Below are 18,720 nucleotides of genomic sequence, written 5' to 3' on the forward strand. Positions count from 1 at the left end.
CCCGCCACCTCCGCCGCCGCAGACGAGCGAGGCGCCGCCGCCCCCGCCCCCGCCGACGACCACGACGCGCGCTGGACCACGCCAGGTCACCTACTCGGTGACCGGAACCAAGGCACCGGGCGACATCATTACCGTCACCTACATCGATGCGTCCGGACGCAGTCGCACGCAGCGCAACGTCTACATCCCGTGGTCGTTGACCGTCACCCCGATCTCCCAGTCCGAGGTCGGATCGGTGCAGGCGTCGAGCCTGTTCCTGGTCAGCCGGCTGAACTGCTCGATCACCACCAGCGACGGGACCGTACTGTCCTCCAACACCGGCAATGCCGCTCAGACAAGCTGTTAGGCCACCTCACCGCCGATGACATATCTCACCGACACGAGACCCGGCTCCGGATTCGACGTCGCCGCACTCGACCGCACCGACCGCCTGCTGCTCGGCGGCACCGTCGCCGTGTGGTTGGCAGCCCTCGGCGCCGGCGTCGCTGCCACGGTGGCGCTCATCGACCTCGGTAGCGGGCACACGGAGTCCGCCGGTGACTCCGGCACGCCATGGATCCTGTACACCATCATCGGTGTCTCGGCTGCTGTGATCGTCGCGGCCGTGCCGCTGCTCCTACGGGCGCGGCGGGCGTCCGACGAGGAGCTGACACCGGTGGAGAAGAGGCTGGCCCAGCAGGCAGCCGACAGGGTGCAGACCCCGCCGCGTGCCGGCGACGCCCCGACCGAGAAGCTGCGCGTCCCCCCACCTCCGGTGGACACCAACAGCGGGCGCCTGCCGCGGATTCTGCAGTCACCGGTGATGGCGTCGTCCGCCGCGAATTCGCCGGCCATCGACCGGCTCTGGCTGCGCAACACCGCCGCCGTGGTGTGCGCCATGGGGGCTGCGACGCTGCTCATCTCTGTGGCGACCTATCTGATGGCGGTCGACAACGCCACCGTCTCCTGGGTGCTCTACGGCGCCGCAGGCGTCGTCACGCTCGGAATGGCCGCCATCCCGTGGTACTTCCTTCGCGAGCTGCGCGCCGAGCTCGGCACGTGAGCTGTCCGCGCCGAGCTCCGCGCACGTGAACTGTTCCCGCCCTGCCCGTCATACACTCTGACGTTTTGCAGGCGGCTTCTCGCAGTTTCGCTGCGAAACGTCGAAGCGTGGTGCAGCAGAACTTGGGGCCCTCAACCTCTACGGCTCCGTGGATGCGTAAAGCAGTCCGCCCCAGCCATTTCGGCTGGGGCGGACTGGTTTGTCGGAACGGAGTGGGTCAGTGGTGACCGTTGCTCGAACCGTTGGAGGCGCTGGTGCGCTCCTGGTGCTCGCGCAACGCCGTGAGCGCTCGCTGCTCGGCCGCATGCGCGGCCTCGGTGATCGCCTCGTGCTCGGACATCGGATCGCCCTTGAGGAAGCCGCCCGTGCCCGGTGCACCCGCCGAACCCAGCTTGTTCATCCGCTTGGGCAATGCTGCGCCCTGGTACTCCAGCGGAATCGGGTGGCCGTGCTCGTCGACCGGGCCGAGAGGCTGGTGAAGCTCGACGTACGCGCCGTGCGGCAGCCGCTTGATAATGCCCGTCTCGATACCGTGCTCCAGCACCGCGCGGTCGCTGCGCTGCAGCCCGACCGCCCAGCGGTAGGCAACGAAGTAGACGATCGCGGGAAGTACGACCATGCCGATGCGGCCGATCCACGTCGTCGCGTTCAGCGAGATGTGGAACTTCAGCGCGATGATGTCGTTCATGCACGCGAACGTCAGCACGATGTAGAACGCGATCGCGGCCGAGCCCACGGCCGTGCGTGTCGGTGCGTCACGGGGACGCTGCAACAGGTTGTGGTGGGCGTTGTCGCCGGTCAGCTTCTTCTCGATGAACGGATACATCGCGAGCAGGCCGAAGATCAGGCCCATGCCGACGGCAACCCATACGCCCTGCGGGATGGTGTGCCCGAACGGGTAGAACTCCCACGCCGGCCACAACCGGATGAGGCCGTCGGTCCACATCATGTAGAAGTCGGGCTGGCTGCCCGCGGACACCTGCGACGGCTTGTAGGGACCCAACACCCAGATCGGGTTGATCTGCAGCAGGCCGCCCATGAGGCCGAGGATGCCGACCGTCATCGCGAAGAACGCGCCGGACTTCACCGCGAACACCGGCATGACGCGCACGCCGACGACGTTGGTCTCGGTACGGCCGGGGCCGGGGAACTGGGTGTGCTTCTGGAACCACACCAGTGCGAGGTGAACTCCGATGAGCGCCAGGATGATTCCCGGGATCAGCAGGATGTGTAGCGCGTACAGGCGGGGGATCAGGATCTCGCCGGGGAAGTCGCCGCCGAACAGTGCCCAGTGCATCCAGGTGCCGACGACCGGGATGCCCATCGTGATGCCCGACAGGGCGGCGCGGATGCCAGTGCCTGAGAGCAGGTCGTCGGGCAGCGAGTAACCGAAGAAGCCTTCGAACATCGCAAGGATCAGCAGCAGCGAGCCGATCACCCAGTTCGCCTCACGCGGCCGGCGGAACGCACCGGTGAAGAAGATGCGGGCCAGGTGCACCATGATCGACGCCGCGAACAGCAGCGCCGCCCAGTGGTGGACCTGACGGACGAACAGGCCGCCACGGACCTCGAAGCTGATGTCGAGGGCCGTCTCGTAGGCGCGGGACATGCCCACACCGCGCAGCGGCTGGTAGACGCCGTCGTAGGTCACGTGCGCCATCGACGGATCGAAGAACAGGGTCAGGTACACGCCCGTGATGAGCAGCACGATGAAGCTGTACAGGGCGATCTCGCCGAGCAGGAACGACCAGTGTGTCGGGAACACCTTGTTGAGCTGACGGCGCACCGCAGCGGAGGGGTGATACCGGGAGTCGATCGCCTCGCCCTGCTTGGCGGCGATCTCGGCTGCGGTTGGACGTGGGCTCATGACTTCCGCTCCCAGAATGCCGGTCCTACGGGTTCGATGAAGTCGCCGTTGGCGACCAAGTAGCCGTCCTGGTCAATCGTGATCGGCAGTTGCGCCAGCGCACGCGCCGCGGGACCGAAGATCGGCTTCGCGAAATGCAGGGCGTCGAACTGCGACTGGTGGCACGGGCACAGGATGCGATAAGTCTGCTGCTCGTAAAGCGAGGACGGGCAGCCCAGGTGCGAGCACACCTTCGTGTACGCGAACAGTTCGCCGAAGTTGAAGCTCTCCTGGCCGCGGCGCTTGACCACGCGCGCCATGTCGAGCGGCTTGATGCGGATCAGCATCACCGGGTTCCGCACGCCCATCGCGATCTCGAAGAGGTGGTGTTCGGACTCCACGGTCGTTCCGTCGCCGTCGGATTCGCGCCACGGGTACACGGTCTCCATGCCGCCCGCGTCGAGATCCTCCGGACGCATCTTGACGAACGGCGACTCGCCCGGCTTGCCAGTCGCGCGCGCAAGGAAGATCGTCTCGCCCTTGTAGCGCGGGGTCCACCCCGACGTCCACAGCACGGCCTTCATGCCTTCTGCGGTCGGGACGACCGGCTTCCACGGGTTCTTGATCAGACCACCGACGAACGCGATGAGGGTGCCGACACCGAAGGCGCCGAGTCCGATGCCCATCGAGAGCCCGATCATCTTGCGCCGCTTGATGGTCGAGGATTCCAGCGCGTCGCCAAGGTTGGCGGCGACGGTCTTGCGCTGGATCTCGGGCGAGGCGCCGTCATGGCGGTCCTGAATCGAGATCTCTTCGGGGATGAATTTCTTCTGGAACATCACCGCGCCGATGCCGATCGCCAGGATCGACAGACCGAACGTCAGCCCGTAGAGGGGAGTGGCCAGCGAGTACAGGAACTCGCCCTCGCCGCCGAACGGGACGTACTCCCACGGCCAGAACAGGAAGACCAGCAGCAAGGCCAGGCCCGAAATACCGCCAAGCAGAAGCCAATACGCGACCGCACGCTCAGCGCGCTTCTCTGCCTTGGTGCCGGGAACCGGCCAGCGCGGCTCCTTGTAGACGATCTCGACACCGTCGAGTTTGCCGCCCAGCTCCAGAAGCTCTTCGCGGGACATCTTCGCCAGTTCGGCGTCCGTGGGTTGCCCGGGGACACCGGCATGGCCGGGGGCGTCGGTCCCCTTGATGTCGTCGCGCTCGTCACTCATGCCCGTGCTCCGATCCAGAGGGCGGCGGCGATGACAGCCACCATGCCGACGATCCAGGCGACCATGCCCTCAGATGTGGGCCCGAAGCCGCCGAGTCCCAGTCCGCCCGGCGTCGGCGTCTCCGCCGCTTCCCGGACGTAGGCGATGATGTCGCGCTTCTCTTCGGGGTCGAGCTGACGGTCGGAGAACTTCGGCATGTTCTGCGGACCCGTCACCATCGCGGTGTAGATCTGCGCGGGAGTGGCGGGGCCCAGGTCGGGCGCGTACTTGCCCGACGAGAGTGCGCCGCCCTTGCCGGTGAAGTTGTGGCACGAAGCGCAGTTCAGGCGGAAGAGGTCGCCACCGCGTGCGACGTCACTGCCGATCAGCGACTGCTCGGCGATCTGGCCGTTCTCGTCGCGGGGGACGACGGGGCCGCCGCCGTTTGCCTGGACGTACGCGCCGAGGGCGTCGATCTGCTCGGGGTCGAAGGCCGGATCCTTGCGCTGGATCTGAGCCTCGTTGCGCATGGCAGGCATACGACCGGAGGACACCTGGAAGTACACGGCCGCCTCGCCGACACCGATCAGGCTGGGCCCGCGATCGGCGACACCCTGCAGATTGACGCCGTGGCACGACACGCAGGATGTGTCGTAGAGCTGCTGACCAGTGCGCAGCATCGCCGAAGCGGACTCATCGGCGACGGCCACCTGCGGGGACGGCGTCAGAGTGGCGGCCAGACCGCCGGCCATCACCAATCCGCTCAGCAGCAGCAGTGCGGCCGTGATCCGACGGCGAAGCCGTCGGCGCGACTTGCTGGTCATCGAACCCCTTCTGTTCTTGGGCTGTTTCGTCGTCGGACGCATCGGCGGGTCGATCATCTGACGAAGTAGATGACGGCGAACAGGGCGATCCACACGATGTCGACGAAGTGCCAGTAGTAGGACACGACGATCGCAGCGGTGGCCTGCGCGGGTGTGAACTTGCTCATCCGGGTGCGGATCAGCAGGAAGACGAAGGCGATCAGACCGCCGATGACGTGCAGGCCGTGGAATCCGGTCGCAAGGTAGAAGACCGTGCCGTAGGCGCTGCCCGGGATCGTGGTGCCTGTTTCGACCAGGTGCAGGTACTCATAGGCCTGCCCCAGGACGAAGAAGAGGCCCATTGCGAAGGTCAGCGTGTACCAGCGGCGCAGCCCGAAGACGTCACCGCGCTCGGCCGCGAACACACCCATCTGGCAGGTGAACGACGACGCGATGAGGACCAGCGTCACGGGCACCGCGAGCGCAAGGTTCAGTTCGGTCGGCTCCGGCGGCCAGTTGCCTTGGGCCTGCGCGCGTGCCGTGAAGTACATCGCGAACAGGCCAGCAAAGAACATCAACTCACTGGACAGCCACACAATGGTGCCGACACTGACCATATTGGGTCGGTTCAGCGAATGCACGCGCGACGTGATTGCGGTTCCCGACGTCCCTACAGCGCTCGTCACAAAGCAAGTATGACGCTTTGTAGTTGTTGAACTCCACCCGGGTCGAGCAATTCGTCATAATCGCGTTCGTGATTAGCCCCGCGCCCCAGCCCTCCACTCCCACCTGGCCGCTCATTCTGGGCAGACTGACGACCCTTCAGGGGCTGCTGCCCGGCCAGGCGGCGTGGGCGATGGACCAGATCATGAGCGGCACCGCGACACCCGCCCAGATCGCCGCGTTCGGGGTGGCGATGAAGATGAAGCGTCCCACGTCCGGTGAGGTCGGCGAGCTTGCCGACATCATGCTCAAGCACGCGCGCAGGGTGCCGACCGACGTCATCGGAAATGACACGGTGGACGTCGTCGGCACAGGAGGCGACGGCGCGAACACGGTGAACCTGTCGACGATGGCCTCGATCGTCGTGGCCGCCGCAGGTGTGCCGGTGGTCAAGCACGGCAACCGGGCCGCGTCGTCGCTGTCCGGCGGTGCCGACACGCTCGAAGCCCTGGGCCTGCGCATCGACCTCGGGCCTGAGGACGTCGCGCGCTGCGTCGCCGAGGTCGGCATCGGGTTCGCGTTCGCGCCGCAGTTCCATCCGTCCTACCGGCACGCCGGGGTGGCTCGCCGCGAGATCGGTGTTCCCACCGTCTTCAACCTGCTCGGTCCGCTGACCAATCCGGCGGGGCCCAGGGCGGGCCTGATCGGTTGCGCCTGGGGAGATCTCGCAGAGGTGATGGCCGAGGTGTTCGCCACCCGGGGAGCCAGCGTGCTGGTGGTCCACGGTGACGACGGCCTCGACGAGCTGACGACCACGACGACGAGCACCATCTGGCGCGTTCAGGCCGGCACCGTGGAGCGGCTCAGGTTCGATCCGGCCGCGTTCGGTTTCGCGCGGGCCGACATACGCGAACTGACCGGCGGTGACGCGGCGGCGAACGCGGCGTCGGCGCGCGAGGTGCTCGCCGGTGCCCCGGGCCCGGTGCGCGACGCCGTCGTGCTCAACGCCGCCGGTGCGCTGGTGTCGCACGCGGGCCTATCCAGCGACGCCAAGTGGGTTCCGGCCTGGGAGTCCGGGCTCGCGCGGGCGCAGGAGGCCATCGACTCCGGGGCGGCCGAAAAGCTGCTCGCGCGTTGGGTGCGGTTCACACAACAGCTCTGAACCGACCGGCTCCGAGTCGCGGAGCTGTTCGGCGGCCAGCCGCGCCGAACGCGCCGTGGCAGCCCAGGCCGCCCAGCGGCCCGCGGCGTTGGCGGGCGAACAGTAGCCGGCGTCTGCCCGCACGATCCGCACGCCCGGCTGGGCGAGCCACCGCGCGATCAGGCCCGTTTCCTCGACGAGCGCGCCCCCGAGGGGGCCCGCCGAGGGCAGCACCGACTGCGCGGCCGCGGTCAACGCGTCGACGACCGGCATCGGCGGCACGCCCCGTGGCGCGACGCCTGCAGCGGCGAGCTGTCCGTGCCGGACCACCGCGAGATGCCAGCCGCGTGCGCCGTCAGGTTTGGCGGCGACCAACTCGGCGATCCCCGACAGCGCGCGCAACCGCTGACCGCGCCACAGCACATCGATGGTCGCGGCGGCGTGATCCCGCAGCCGCGCGGCGGTCTCGTAGCGGTTCCGTTCGGCAAGGTCGGCGATGTGCGCAAGCGCCGCTTCCAGCGGCCACCCGCATCGCCCGTCGATGAGTGCGAGCGCACCACCGACTGCGGCGGCGTACTCGGCGGCGTCGGCGCCGCGGACGGCCGGGCAGGGGGAGACCTCCCGCTCCGGGCACGACGGACCATGCGTCGCCGCCCGGCCGAGCCGGTTCGTGCACGTCCGCACCCCGGTGAAGCGCGCGATCAACGCGGCGGTCTCCAGCGCGTCGGCGCGCGACCGGAAGGGCCCCACCGCGCTCTCGGTGCGTGGTGTGCGCACCGCCGAGAAACGCGGGAACGCCTCCTCGGTCAGAGTCACCCACCACCACCGGTGCGGGAACTTGGACCGCTTGTTGTACGGCGGCGCGTGCGCGGCCAGCAGCCGCAACTCGCGCACGCCCGCCTCGAGGTCGTGAGCGCACTCGACGTGGTCGACGGCGGTGGCCAGCGAGGCCATCTCCTTGATCCTCGTGCGCGGGTCGGCTCCGTTGAAGTACTGGCCCACGCGCCGCCGCAGGTCCACGGCGGTGCCGACGTAGAGCACCTCGGCCGATGGCCCACGGAACAGGTAGACGCCGGGACTGCGGGGCATGGCGCGCGCGAGGTGACGCTTGCTGCGCTGCGCCGGAGTGACATCGGGAAGGTAGCCGCGCAGCTCGGAGTACGTGTGCACGCCCTGGTTGCCGACGCGCTCGATCAACCCGTGCAGGACATCGACGGTGGCACGGGCGTCATCAAGGGCGCGGTGGGTCGGTGTCGTGGAGGCGCCGAAGAGCTGTGCCAGCGCCGAGAGGCGGACGCTCGGGGCCTCCTCACGGGTCAGGACGCGCCGGGCGAGGGTGACCGTGCACAGAACCGGCGGTTTGGGCCAGGGCAGGTGGTTGCGTTCGGCGGCGGCGCGCAAGAAGCCGACGTCGAAACCCGCGTTATGCGCGACGAGCACCGCGCCGCGGGCGAACTCGAGGAAGGCGGGAAGAACGGCGTCGATCTTGGGTGCGTCGTACACCATCGCCGACGTGATGCCTGTCAGCGCAACGATCTGCGGCGGGATCGCACGCCCGGGGTCGACCAACGTAGCAAACTCGCCCAGGACCTCGCCGCCGCGCACTTTGACCGCACCGATCTCGGTGATCTTGTCGTGGTGGTCACCGGAGGAGCGGCCGCCGGTGGTTTCCAGGTCGACCACGACGAAGGTGGTCTCGCGCAGCGTCGGGTCGGCGAGCGGATCGACGTCCGCGAAGCTCAGCTGACCCATGTGCTGAAGGTAGGTGCCACGGCTGACAACTTCGGTGAAGCAGAGCCGAGTGCGCGTGCGCGGACTTATCGGGACTCGGCTGGACTTGTCGGTGGCCGTCGATACCGTGCGGACGACTGCAAGCGAGAGGACAGTGCGATGGCTCAGAATCAATGGCCGCCGGGGCGCGACACCGACGACGGAACGGTGAAGATCGACTGCGACGACTGCGCCGTGCGCGGTCCTGGATGCCAGGATTGCGTCGTCAGCGTGCTTCTCGGGGTCCCCGAGACGCTGCAGATGGACGAGCGTCGGGCACTCGAGGTGCTGGCCGAGGTGGGGTTGGCTCCCAAGTTGCGGCTGGTCCCGATCCACCGGCAGAGTGGTACCGGCGTCGCCTGACGACACGCATCGGTCGGCGGCTCCCGATCCTTGAAGATGGCTGTTAGATTTGCCTCTTCCGTTGGACAAGGCCGTTGCCGTTTCGTAACCTGTCTGAGACCTAAGTGAGTTCGAGGCGGCTCGTCACGGCAGTTGAAGGACGCAAAATCTTGAGGCTCGACCGCGCGCACAGGAGCATTCGCCGTACTCGGCAACCCCTCATCAGCTTGTTGGCCGCCATGGCTTTGGCCGGCGCCGTGCTGACGGGGCAGGCTTACGCCGATCCCGCCGAGGACGCTCTAGCAAAGCTCAATGATCTCTCACGTCAAGCTGAGCAGACTACCGAGGCGATGCACTCTGCTCAGCTGGACCTCGACAACAAGCTGGCGATCCAGCAGGCCGCCGAGACCAAACACGCCAGCGATGTCGCGGCGATGGAATCCGCCAAGGCGCAGCTGAGCGATTTCCAGGGCAAGGTCGACAAGCTTGCCGCCGCGCAGTACATGGGCGGGCGCGCATCCGGATTCGACGCGATGCTCACCGCTTCGTCGCCGCAGGGTCTGATCGATCAGCTCTCCGTCCAGCGGGTCATGGCCGGCGAGATGCAGTCGCAGATGGCCGCCTTCCGTGACGCCGGAGCCCGGGCCGAGGTCGCCGAGCAGGCGTCGGCCGCGTCCGCTGCCGAGGCCAAGACCGCCGCCGAGCAGGCCGCCGCGGTCCGCGCCGACCTGCAGTCCAAGCAGAGCCAGCTGCAAACCCAGATCGCGATCGTCAAGGCGCAGTACGAGGCGCTAACCCCGGTCCAGCGCGAAGCGCTTGCCGCCGCACCACCGCCTCCGCCGGTGCCGGCCGCCGCACCGCTACCACCGCCGCCCGCTCCGGGACAGGACCCCGCGATCCTCGCCGCACCACCGGCACCCCCCATTCCGGGTGCACCTCCTGCCCCCGGCGTTCCCGGTGCCATCCCGCCGGGTGACGTCGCTCCGCCCGGATCGCCGGCCGCCACCACCGTCATCCAGGCTGCGCTGAGCCGTATCGGTTCTCCCTACTCGTGGGGTGGTTCCGGCCCAAGCGCCTTCGATTGTTCCGGTCTGGTGATGTGGTCGTTCCAGCAGGCGGGAATCTCGCTGCCGCACTCCAGCCAGGCGCTGGCCCGCGGCGGGCAGCCGGTGTCGATGGACCAGATGCAGCCGGGTGACCTCGTCACCTACTACTCCGACGCATCGCACGTCGGCATCTACATCGGCGACGGCATGATGGTGCACGCCTCCACCTACGGCACACCGGTGCGCGTCGCCCCGGTGGACAATGCGCCGATCTACAACGTCCGTCGGTACTAGTCCGTCCAGGGGCTCCCGCTCCGCCACCCGTCGCCGGCTCGGTGCGGTACTCGGCGCGGAGCTCATCTGTGCCGTGTTCTTCGTGAATGGTCCGCAGCTGGCGCCGTCGGGTCCCGCAGTCGCGTCTCCCGTTTCCGACGCGCAACCCGCGCAACTCCAGGGGACGCGCTCGGTGTCCACGCCCGACGGGCGCACTGCGCAGCTGATCGATCTCGGTGCGCTCGGCGGGCGCGCGCTAATCGACCGCATCGCCGCCGAGCTGCCGGGCGCCACCGAGGCCGTCACCGCGTTCTGGGGTTCTGACTGGCGTCGCGACATCTCCATCGTCGTCGCGGGATCCCCGGAGCAGTTCGGAGTCCTGGCCGGAGGGGGACCCGATATCGCCGCCACGACCACCGCCGACCGCATCATGTTCTCACCCGGCGCGACCGCGATGAACGACGCCGATCTGCGAACCGTCTTGCGCCATGAGCTTTTCCACTACGCAGCCAGGGCCGATACCGCAGCCGATGCGCCGGTGTGGCTCACCGAAGGGGTCGCCGACTTCGTCGGCCGACCGCCGGCCCCGACCGCGCCTGCCGCGCCGGAAGCGCTGCCGACAGACGCCGCCCTGACCACTCCTGGGCCCGGCCGCTCGGCCGGTTACGACCGGGCGTGGGAATTCGCCACCTACATCGCCGACACCTACGGCATCGACAAGCTGCGAGCGCTCTATGTCGCCGCATGCGGTCACAGCCACCGCGACGTTGCCACCGCGATCCGGGAGGCTCTCGGTGTGGACGTCTCCGAGGTGTTGAGCCGGTGAAGCGGGTTTTGTTGGTTAGCAACGATTTTCCACCGCGACGAGGCGGCATCCAGTCCTACCTTGAGGCACTCGTCGGCCAACTCGTGGCCTCCGGCGACTACGCGCTGACCGTGTACGCGCCGAAATGGAAGGGCGCCGAGGATTACGACTCGGTGGCGGCCGCGACGGGCTATCGGGTCATCAGGCATCCGGGCACGCTCATGGTTCCCGAGCCGACGGTCGCGCTGCGGATGCGGCGCTTGATCGCCGAGAACGACATCGAGACCGTGTGGTTCGGAGCCGCGGCGCCACTGGCGTTGCTGGCCCCACTGGCGCGGGCCGCCGGAGCGCAACGTGTCATCGCCAGCACGCACGGCCACGAGGTCGGGTGGTCGATGTTGCCATTGGCGCGAACGGCGTTGCGCCGCATCGGTAATGACACCGACGTCGTCACCTACATCAGTGACTACACCCGCGGCCGGTTCGCATCCGCGTTCGGCGCGCAAGCAGCGCTCGAGCACGTGCCGCCCGGTGTCGATACCGACCGATTCGTGCCCGACGAAGTCGCCAGGGCAGAACTACGGGCCCGTTACGGACTCGGCAGCAGGCCGGTGGTGGTATGTCTGTCCCGGCTGGTACCCCGCAAGGGTCAGGACATGCTGATCCGGGCGCTGCCCGCGATCCGCCAGCGAGTACCCGGCGCGGCGCTCGTCATCGTCGGCGGGGGCCCGTACCGTACGTCGCTGCACCGCCTCGCCCACACCTTCGGGGTCGCCGAACATGTGGTGTTCACCGACGGGGTGCCCGGCGACGAGCTCCCTGCCCACCACGCGATGGCCGACGTGTTCGCGATGCCCTGTCGAACACGAGGATCAGGCCTCGACGTCGAGGGGCTCGGCATCGTCTATCTGGAGGCATCGTCGGTCGGTGTTCCGGTGGTTGCGGGCAGGTCCGGGGGCGCCCCGGAGACCGTCGTCGACGGCGAGACGGGTCACGTCGTCGACGGCTGGGATGTCGGGGCGATCGCCGCGGCGGTCGGCAATCTTCTCGCCGACCCCGCCCGCGCCGCGGAGATGGGCGCAGCGGGCAGGCGGTGGGCCGTCGACAACTGGCAGTGGAGCAGGCAGGCGCAGCGCCTGTCGCGGCTGCTCTAACCCTTGGCGTACAGCGCGTCGATTTCGGCGGCGAACTTCTCCGCCACCACTTTGCGCTTCACCTTCAGCGTGGGGGTCAGCTCGCCGGTGTCCTCGGTGAAATCGACTGGCAGGATCCGGAACTTGCGGATCTGCTCGGCCTTCGACACCGCCTCGTTGGCGTCTTTGACCGCCAACTCGATCTCAGCGAGCAGGTCGGGATCTTCGGCCAGATCGGCAACCGATGCGGCCGAGTCCTTGCTGTTGCGCTCCTTCCAGCCGGAGAACGCCTCGGGGTCGATGGTGATCAGCGCCGCGATGAATGGCTGCTGGTCTCCCACGGCCATGGCCTGGCTGATGATCGGGTGCGCGCGCAGACGGTCTTCGAGCAGCGCGGGGGCGACGTTCTTGCCGCCCGCGGTCACGATGATCTCCTTCTTGCGACCGACGATCGACACGAAGCCGGCGTCGTCGATCGCCCCGAGATCACCGGTGTGGAACCAGCCGTCGGTGAAGACGGCGTTGGTCTCCGCTTCATTGCCCCAGTAACCGTGGAACACGACGCCGCCCTTGACCAGTAGTTCGCCGTCCTCGCCCAGCTTCATGCTGTTGCCGGGCAGCAGCTTGCCGACCGATCCCACCCGCAGGTCACCGACCCTGTTGACGGTGATCGCGGCGCTGGTCTCGGTGAGCCCGTAACCCTCGTAGATGGACAGCCCGACGCCGCGGTAGAAGTGGCCGAGCCGGGCACCCAGCGGCGCCCCACCGGAGATCGCGACGCGACAGCGACCGCCCAGGGCCGCGCGTAGCTTGCCGTACACCAGCTTGTCGAAGATCGCGTGTTTGACCCGCAACAGCAGACCCGGCCCGCCAGTGTCCTGCGCCCTGCTCCACTCGATCGCGGTTTCGGCGGCGGCGGCGAAGATTTTGCCTTTGCCGCTGCTTTCGGCGTTCAGCTCGGCGGTGTTGTACACCTTCTCGAACACTCGCGGCACCGAGACCACCAGCGTCGGCTGGAACACCGCGAGCATCGGGACCAGGTTCTTGATGTCGCTGGTGAATCCCAAGGTGACGCCGCTGCTGAAGGCGGCGATGGTCAGGGCACGGGCCAGTACGTGCGCCAGCGGCAGAAACACCAGCAGCTTTTCGCCCTTGGCCAGGTACTCGGGGAAGCATGACTGCGCCCCGCGGATCTCGTAGAGCAGATTGGAATGGGTGAGCTGGCAGCCCTTGGGGCGTCCGGTCGTGCCCGAGGTGTAGATCAGCGTCGCGGCGTCGGAGGACTTGATGCCCGAAACGCGCTCGTCGACAGCGGCGGCGTCGACGTCGCGGCCGGCCTCGGTCAGCTCGTCGATCGCCGGAGTGCCACTGCCGTCGATGACGTACACCTTGCGCAGCTGCGGTAGCCCGCTTCGGTGCTGTTCGATGCGTGCGGCGTGCGCATCCGTCTCGGCGATGGCAGCGACGGCACCCGAGTCCGCGAGCACGAACTTCACCTGCTCAGCCGAGCTCGTCTCGTAGATGGGCACCGTCACCGCGCCGACCGACAGGATCGCGAGGTCCAGGATCGGCCACTCGTATCGGGTTGCCGACAGCAGCGCGACCCGGTCTCCGGGCTGAATACCCTGGGCGATCAAACCGCGCGCCGCCGAACGAATCTGCTGGGCCGCCTGCCCACTCGTCACGTCGACCCAGCTGCCGTCGACCAGACGCTGGAATATGACGTGGCCGGGGTCGTCGCGCTCGTGCAGATACACGGAGCTGACGATGCTGTCGTGCTCGTCGACGGTGAACGGTGCCGGAACGGTGAACTCACGCGAAGTCATCGGAGTTGGAGACCCTCTCGCTTTACAGGCCGCAATGTGTTGTACAGCGTAGTCGTCCCTTGGCCGAGTGCGGCTGGGCATATGTGAAGCTTGTTGGTCATGAACAGCATCCAGATCGCCGACGAGACGTTCATCGCCGCCGATCCCGTGGCTGTCGGCGAGGCGGTGGCCGATAGGGCGAACTGGTCGCGGTGGTGGCCCGACCTGCGGCTGTCCGTCGTTGAGGACCGCGGCGAGGTCGGACACCGCTGGACGGTGACGGGTGCGCTGACCGGGACCATGGAGATCTGGCTGGAGAAAGTGTTGGACGGAGTGGTGCTGCACTATTTCCTGCACGCCGAGCCCTCGGGTGCGGCGGCCTGGGAACTGGCGAAGATGAACCTGCCGAAGATGAACCACCGGCGCCGCGTGGCGGGCAAGGACATGGCCTTCGAGGTGAAGCGCACCCTCGAGGCGAACCGTCCCGTCGGGGTATCGCGGTTGGCGTGAACTATTACGGCTATACCTGCGGCGGGGGAGTAGATTTCTGGCCAGCGACCAGACCATAGCGGGAAGGCTCCAGTGGCAGACAAGACGGCGCAGACCATCTATATCGATGCCGATCCGTCGACGGTGATGGACGTCATCGCCGACATCGGCTCCTACCCGGACTGGGTCGCCGAATACAAGGAGACCGAGGTTCTGGAAGCCGACGCCGAGGGCTATCCGAAGGTGGCGAGGCTGGTTCTGGATGCCGCGGTCCTCAAGGACAGCATGGTGCTGGCCTACGAGTGGCCCGCCGACCACAAGTCGGTGAGGTGGTCGCTGGTGTCGAGCACGCTGCTCAAGTCGCTGGACGGTGCATACCGATTGGCGCCCAAGGGTTCTGGCACCGATGTCACCTATGAGCTGTCCGTCGATCTGATCATCCCGATGATCGGCCTGCTCAAGCGCAAAGCCGAGCGGCGTCTCACCGACACGGCGTTGAAGGATCTCAAGAAACGAGTCGAGGCTGACTGAGGGCGAAGGTGCTGCCCGGATCAGTCTGTTCGTCGGCAAGGGCGGCGTAGGTAAGTCGACGCTGGCAACCGCCACGGCCGTGCGCGCAACACGGGCCGGAATGCGGGTCCTTCTGGTGTCCACCGACCAGGCCCACTCCATCGGCGACGTTCTCGGCGTGCACCTCGTGCCCACCGGGCGGCGTGAGCCCACCCGTGTGCTGGCCGAACTGGACACCGCAGAGTCCGGCGGCGGTTCGCTGGATGCCCTGGCGCTGGACACATTGGCCCTGCTGGCCGGCCGGTGGCCGGGGGTCGCTCACCCACTGGCGGACCGATTTCCCGACTCCGACATCGGAGACGTTGCCTCAGAAGAGCTTTCGGCGCTCCCCGGGGTGCAGGAGGTTCTCGGTCTGTACGAGGTGGGTGAACTGGCCAATTCCGGGCAGTGGGATCTCGTGGTGGTCGACTGCGCCTCGACCGCGGATGCGATGCGCATGCTGACGTTGCCGGCGACGTTCGCGCTCTACCTGGAGCGCGCCTGGCCGCGGCACCGCCGGCTGTCCACTGCCGACGACCCGAGAACGGCGCTGGTGGTAGACGTCGTCGAGCGGATTGGCGCGGCAACTGACGAACTGAGCACGATGCTGACCGACGGGGACCGGGTCAGCGCGCACCTGGTGCTGACGGCCGAGCGCGTCGTGGCCGCAGAAGCGATCCGCACGCTGGGGACCCTGTCCCTGATGGGAGTGCGGGTCGCTGAGCTGATCGTGAATCAGGTTCTGGTGCAGGATGATTCGTTCGAATACCGCAACCTGCCCGCGCATCCGGCCTTCGACTGGTACTCGGAGCGGATTTCCGAGCAGCAGACCGTGCTCGACCAACTCGATCACGCGATCGGCGATGTCCAGCTCGTCATGGTGCCGCATCTGGCGGGCGAACCGATCGGTCCCAAGGCGCTGGGCGAGCTGCTCGAATGTGCCCGCAGGCGAGACGGGTCGCCGCCGCCGGGTCCGCTGCGGCCGATCGTGGACTGCGAATCGGGAACCGGTCTGGATGCGGTATATCGACTACGGCTGGAGCTGCCGCAGGTGGACTCGTCTGCGCTGTCGTTGGGTAGGGTCGACGATGACTTGATCATCGGCGTCGGCGGTATGCGGCGTCGCGTTCGTCTCGCATCGGTGCTGCGGCGGTGCATCGTCATCGGCGCGCAGCTGCGCGGCAGCGAGTTGACGGTGAGATTCCGACCGAATCCGGAGGTGTGGCCGCGGTGAGTGGGGCTCACTCCGACCTGGGGCCTGAATTGCGCGCGCTGGCCCAGTCGATCCTGGACAAGCTCGACCCTGCGATCCGACTGGCCGCCGCTCGCGCGCAGTCGGCGAGCAACAGCCCGGGCCGATGCCAGCAGGTGTGGTGCCCCGTGTGCGCGCTCGCGGCCCTGATCTCCGGTGAGCAGCATCCGCTGCTGGACGTGGTCGCTGAGCACAGTGTGGCGCTGCTGACCCTCGTCAAGGCGATGGTCGACACCGTCGACGTGAACACAGCGGGGTCACCGCTGCCTCCCGACCCACCGACTCCCGGCGATCCGCCCGACGATCCCGGGCCGCCGCCGCCCTCGCCGCCGCCACCGGGGCGGTATCAGCACATCCCGGTCGACGTCGACGAGTAGTGGCGGTCGCGGTCGGGTAGAACTACTCAGTCGGCCGTGTGGTCGCACGCACAGGGCGTGGGTAAGGTTGTCGCAGAGCATATTGACCGCGCCGCGGTCGATGATCCGGAGGGGCCATGTGGTACTGGTTTTTCAAGTACGTCCTTCTGGGCCCGCTGCTGGCTTTGATTGCCCGGCCGAAAATCGAAGGCCTGGAACATATTCCGGCTGACGGATCGGCGATCCTGGCGAGCAATCACCTGGCCGTGATGGACAGTTTCTACCTGCCCCTGATGGTCCGCAGGCGGATCACCTTCCTCGCCAAATCGGAGTACTTCACCGGCACCGGGGTCAAGGGACGTTTCCTCGCGTGGTTCTACACCGCAGTTGGCCAGGTGCCGATCGACCGCACTGACGCCGACAGCGCGCAGGCCGCGCTGAACACCGCCGAGCGCATCCTCGGCCAGGGCAAGCTGCTGGGCATGTATCCGGAGGGAACGCGCTCGCCTGACGGCAAGCTCTACAAGGGCAAGACGGGCCTGGCCAGGCTGGCCCTGCAGACCCAGGTTCCCGTGATTCCGGTCGCAATGATCGGAACCGACCGGGTCAACCCGCCCGGTAAGGGCTTGAGGCCCGGACGGGTGACCATCCGGGTCGGCGCGCCGATGGATTTCACCCGCTTCGACGGATTGGCGGGTAACCGCTTCATCGAGAGGGCGGTCGTCGACGAGGTGATGTACGAGCTGATGCGCCTCTCGGGCCAGGAGTACGTCGACCTGTACGCGGCGGACGTCAAAGAGGGAAAAGGTGACGCCGCGCCCAAGCCCCCGACGCGGCTTCCGGAGGCTGCAGCCGGTTAGGCCTTGAGCACTTTTGCGGCCGTGTCTGTCGTATCCGTCGGTGCGTCCTCGTCGCCTCCTCTGGCTGTGACCGTGCCGATGGCCACGATGACGGCCAGGGCCCACCACAGATAAGAGCCGCCCGCCAGCTGCCGCCACAGCGATGCCGTCGTCTCGCGGTGTTCGGGCAGCAGCGTGATCGGGGTCCACACCATCAGCGCGAGCCCCACCGCGGACACGGCGCCGAGGGCCGCGTGCCTGTGCCGCACCGCCAGGACGGCAGTCACCAGCACCGTCGGCAGCATCCACACCCAGTGGTGCGACCACGACACCGGCGAGACCACCAGGCCGAACATGGCGACGCTGAGCAGCGCCAGCACCGGCTGCTCAGCCCTCAGTGCCCGGCGCGCGGCCCACACTGTCAGCGCCAGCACCGCGAAGCACAACGCCGTCCACAGCACGAACCGCTCGCCTTCCCCGAGGCCGAGCCGAGCCAGTGCGCCGGCGATGTTCTGGTTCGTGTTCAGGGTCGCCGTGCCGATGCGGTCGGTGTTGCGGACCGTCTCCGTCCAGTACTCCCATGAATCACGCCAGGCGAATGCGAAACCGGCCAGCGTCGCGATGACCGCCGACAGGGCGGCCACCAGCAGGGCGCGGGTGTCGCGACGGAGAAGGAAGTACAGCAGGAACACCGCGGGCGTCAGTTTGACCGCGATCGCGATTCCCAGCAGCATGCCGCGCGGCCACGGGGTCCGGCGGGGCACGCAGTCGGCGATGACCAGCGTCATCAACACGACGTTGATCTGGCCGAAGTCGAAGTTCGCGCGGATCGGCTCCAGGTAGATGACCGCGGGAGCGACGATGGCCGCCGCCAGCCAGCAGCGACGCATCCAGGCGGGTTCGCCGGTGATCTGCGTCGTCGGCCACACCTCCAGGCGCGTCAGCACGATGACCGTCGACACGAGCAGCAGCACCAGCGTGGTTGCCGTGATGGCCATGCTCGCCGCATCGAGGGACAACAGCGCGAAGGGCGAGAACGCGACCGCGGCCAGCGGCGGATAGGTGAAGGGCAGTTCGAGGCCGCCCATCGTCTGGAACATCCGGCCGTCGGCGTAGAGCGCCTGATCGTCCAGCCAGGCCTGCCCGCCCATGCGGTAGACGTCGATGTCGATGCGGTAGGGGATGTGTCCCAGCAGGCTCCACGCCGCTGCGGCCAGCGCCGCGAGCGCCAGAAGCTGAAACACCCGCCAAGCGAGCCTTGGCCCCCAGTTACTCATGTCGACGACCAGAGTATCGGGGCCGACCGGCGAGTCGTCGGGTATCCCGGCCGCGACACACGCAGGTCGGCGTAAGTTTTCTGC

Annotated in this window: 18 protein-coding genes and 1 pseudogene; 12 read left to right on the plus strand and 7 right to left on the minus strand. The window is 67.8% G+C overall.

The annotated features are described in order from the left end of the window. A partial coding sequence (locus AWC12_RS03630; protein WP_234813820.1) for an MmpS family transport accessory protein occupies positions 1-346 on the plus strand: 346 nt, incomplete at its 5' end. A 15-nt stretch (positions 347-361) separates the two neighbouring features. After that, on the plus strand, positions 362-1,042 hold the full coding sequence (locus AWC12_RS03635; RefSeq protein ID WP_024445424.1) for a DUF2561 family protein: 681 nt from the start codon (positions 362-364) through the stop codon (positions 1,040-1,042). 217 nt (positions 1,043-1,259) lie between these two features. Here AWC12_RS03635 and qcrB read toward each other — a convergent pair whose 3' ends face one another. Genes qcrB through ctaE form a run of 4 tightly spaced genes read right to left on the minus strand, consistent with a single transcriptional unit; the run spans position 1,260 to position 5,582 of the window. Continuing rightward, positions 1,260-2,909: a cytochrome bc1 complex cytochrome b subunit gene (qcrB, locus tag AWC12_RS03640; protein ID WP_024445425.1), complete on the minus strand. Its 1,650-nt coding sequence runs from the start codon at positions 2,907-2,909 to the stop codon at positions 1,260-1,262. Continuing rightward, positions 2,906-4,114 carry a cytochrome bc1 complex Rieske iron-sulfur subunit gene (gene qcrA / locus AWC12_RS03645; protein ID WP_024445426.1) on the minus strand — a complete coding sequence of 403 codons (1,209 nt, stop codon included), beginning with the start codon at positions 4,112-4,114 and terminating at the stop codon, positions 2,906-2,908. Before qcrA ends, qcrB begins: the two co-directional genes overlap by 4 nt. Further along, positions 4,111-4,917 (minus strand): cytochrome bc1 complex diheme cytochrome c subunit, encoded by an 807-nt coding sequence (gene qcrC / locus AWC12_RS03650; protein ID WP_024445427.1) that lies wholly within the window; start codon positions 4,915-4,917, stop codon positions 4,111-4,113. Before qcrC ends, qcrA begins: the two co-directional genes overlap by 4 nt. 53 nt (positions 4,918-4,970) lie before the next feature. Beyond that, a complete protein-coding gene (gene ctaE / locus AWC12_RS03655; protein ID WP_024445428.1) occupies positions 4,971-5,582 on the minus strand; it encodes an aa3-type cytochrome oxidase subunit III in 612 nt (203 codons plus the stop codon). Between the two features lie 68 nt (positions 5,583-5,650). Between ctaE and trpD the strand changes: the two genes are divergently transcribed. After that, positions 5,651-6,721 carry an anthranilate phosphoribosyltransferase gene (trpD, locus tag AWC12_RS03660; protein WP_234813821.1) on the plus strand — a complete coding sequence of 357 codons (1,071 nt, stop codon included), beginning with the start codon at positions 5,651-5,653 and terminating at the stop codon, positions 6,719-6,721. Here trpD and AWC12_RS03665 read toward each other — a convergent pair. Beyond that, positions 6,659-8,452: pseudogene (locus AWC12_RS03665) on the minus strand (DEDD exonuclease domain-containing protein); the annotation flags it as partial. The gene trpD and the pseudogene AWC12_RS03665 sit on opposite strands and share 63 nt — an antisense overlap. A gap of 138 nt (positions 8,453-8,590) precedes the next feature. On the opposite strand from AWC12_RS03665, the gene AWC12_RS03670 reads away from it, so the two are divergent. The 4 genes from AWC12_RS03670 (at position 8,591) to AWC12_RS03685 (ending at position 12,090) form a co-directional block, all read left to right on the plus strand. Next, a complete protein-coding gene (locus AWC12_RS03670) occupies positions 8,591-8,833 on the plus strand; it encodes a hypothetical protein (protein ID WP_085172697.1) in 243 nt (80 codons plus the stop codon). Between the two features lie 149 nt (positions 8,834-8,982). Beyond that, the gene (gene ripC, locus AWC12_RS03675) at positions 8,983-10,152 is read left to right on the plus strand and encodes a peptidoglycan hydrolase RipC (RefSeq protein ID WP_085172699.1); all 1,170 of its coding nucleotides are present in this window, start codon (positions 8,983-8,985) and stop codon (positions 10,150-10,152) included. Continuing rightward, a complete protein-coding gene (locus AWC12_RS03680) occupies positions 10,121-10,957 on the plus strand; it encodes a peptidase (protein WP_085172470.1) in 837 nt (278 codons plus the stop codon). Before ripC ends, AWC12_RS03680 begins: the two co-directional genes overlap by 32 nt. Then, complete coding sequence (locus tag AWC12_RS03685; RefSeq protein ID WP_085172472.1) at positions 10,954-12,090, plus strand: glycosyltransferase family 4 protein; 1,137 nt, start codon at positions 10,954-10,956, stop codon at positions 12,088-12,090. The genes AWC12_RS03680 and AWC12_RS03685 overlap by 4 nt, the downstream gene beginning before the upstream one ends. On the opposite strand, the gene AWC12_RS03690 is transcribed toward AWC12_RS03685, so the two are convergent. Then, positions 12,087-13,895: an AMP-dependent synthetase/ligase gene (locus tag AWC12_RS03690; RefSeq protein ID WP_024445435.1), complete on the minus strand. Its 1,809-nt coding sequence runs from the start codon at positions 13,893-13,895 to the stop codon at positions 12,087-12,089. The two genes, AWC12_RS03685 and AWC12_RS03690, sit on opposite strands and share 4 nt — an antisense overlap. 99 nt (positions 13,896-13,994) lie before the next feature. Here AWC12_RS03690 and AWC12_RS03695 point away from each other — a divergent pair, with 99 nt between their 5' ends. The 5 genes from AWC12_RS03695 to AWC12_RS03715 all read left to right on the plus strand — a co-directional run bounded on the left by AWC12_RS03695 (position 13,995) and on the right by AWC12_RS03715 (position 17,380). Further along, positions 13,995-14,384 (plus strand): polyketide cyclase / dehydrase and lipid transport, encoded by a 390-nt coding sequence (locus tag AWC12_RS03695; protein WP_085172474.1) that lies wholly within the window; start codon positions 13,995-13,997, stop codon positions 14,382-14,384. Positions 14,385-14,456: 72 nt separating this feature from the next. Next, entirely contained in the window at positions 14,457-14,894 is a 438-nt protein-coding gene (locus AWC12_RS03700; protein ID WP_024445437.1) for an SRPBCC family protein, read from the plus strand. After that, the gene (locus AWC12_RS03705; RefSeq protein ID WP_085172476.1) at positions 14,887-16,146 is read left to right on the plus strand and encodes an ArsA family ATPase; all 1,260 of its coding nucleotides are present in this window, start codon (positions 14,887-14,889) and stop codon (positions 16,144-16,146) included. The genes AWC12_RS03700 and AWC12_RS03705 overlap by 8 nt, the downstream gene beginning before the upstream one ends. Continuing rightward, positions 16,143-16,541 (plus strand): hypothetical protein, encoded by a 399-nt coding sequence (locus AWC12_RS03710; protein ID WP_085172701.1) that lies wholly within the window; start codon positions 16,143-16,145, stop codon positions 16,539-16,541. The genes AWC12_RS03705 and AWC12_RS03710 overlap by 4 nt, the downstream gene beginning before the upstream one ends. 116 nt (positions 16,542-16,657) lie before the next feature. Then, on the plus strand, positions 16,658-17,380 hold the full coding sequence (locus tag AWC12_RS03715) for a lysophospholipid acyltransferase family protein (RefSeq protein ID WP_085172478.1): 723 nt from the start codon (positions 16,658-16,660) through the stop codon (positions 17,378-17,380). On the opposite strand, the gene AWC12_RS03720 is transcribed toward AWC12_RS03715, so the two are convergent. Beyond that, entirely contained in the window at positions 17,377-18,636 is a 1,260-nt protein-coding gene (locus AWC12_RS03720) for a glycosyltransferase family 87 protein (RefSeq protein ID WP_085172480.1), read from the minus strand. The genes AWC12_RS03715 and AWC12_RS03720 overlap by 4 nt on opposite strands. Between the last annotated feature and the right edge of the window lie 84 nt (positions 18,637-18,720).

It is taken from the genome of Mycolicibacterium iranicum (genome assembly GCF_002101705.1).
Classification (GTDB): Bacteria; Actinomycetota; Actinomycetes; order Mycobacteriales; family Mycobacteriaceae; genus Mycobacterium; species Mycobacterium iranicum.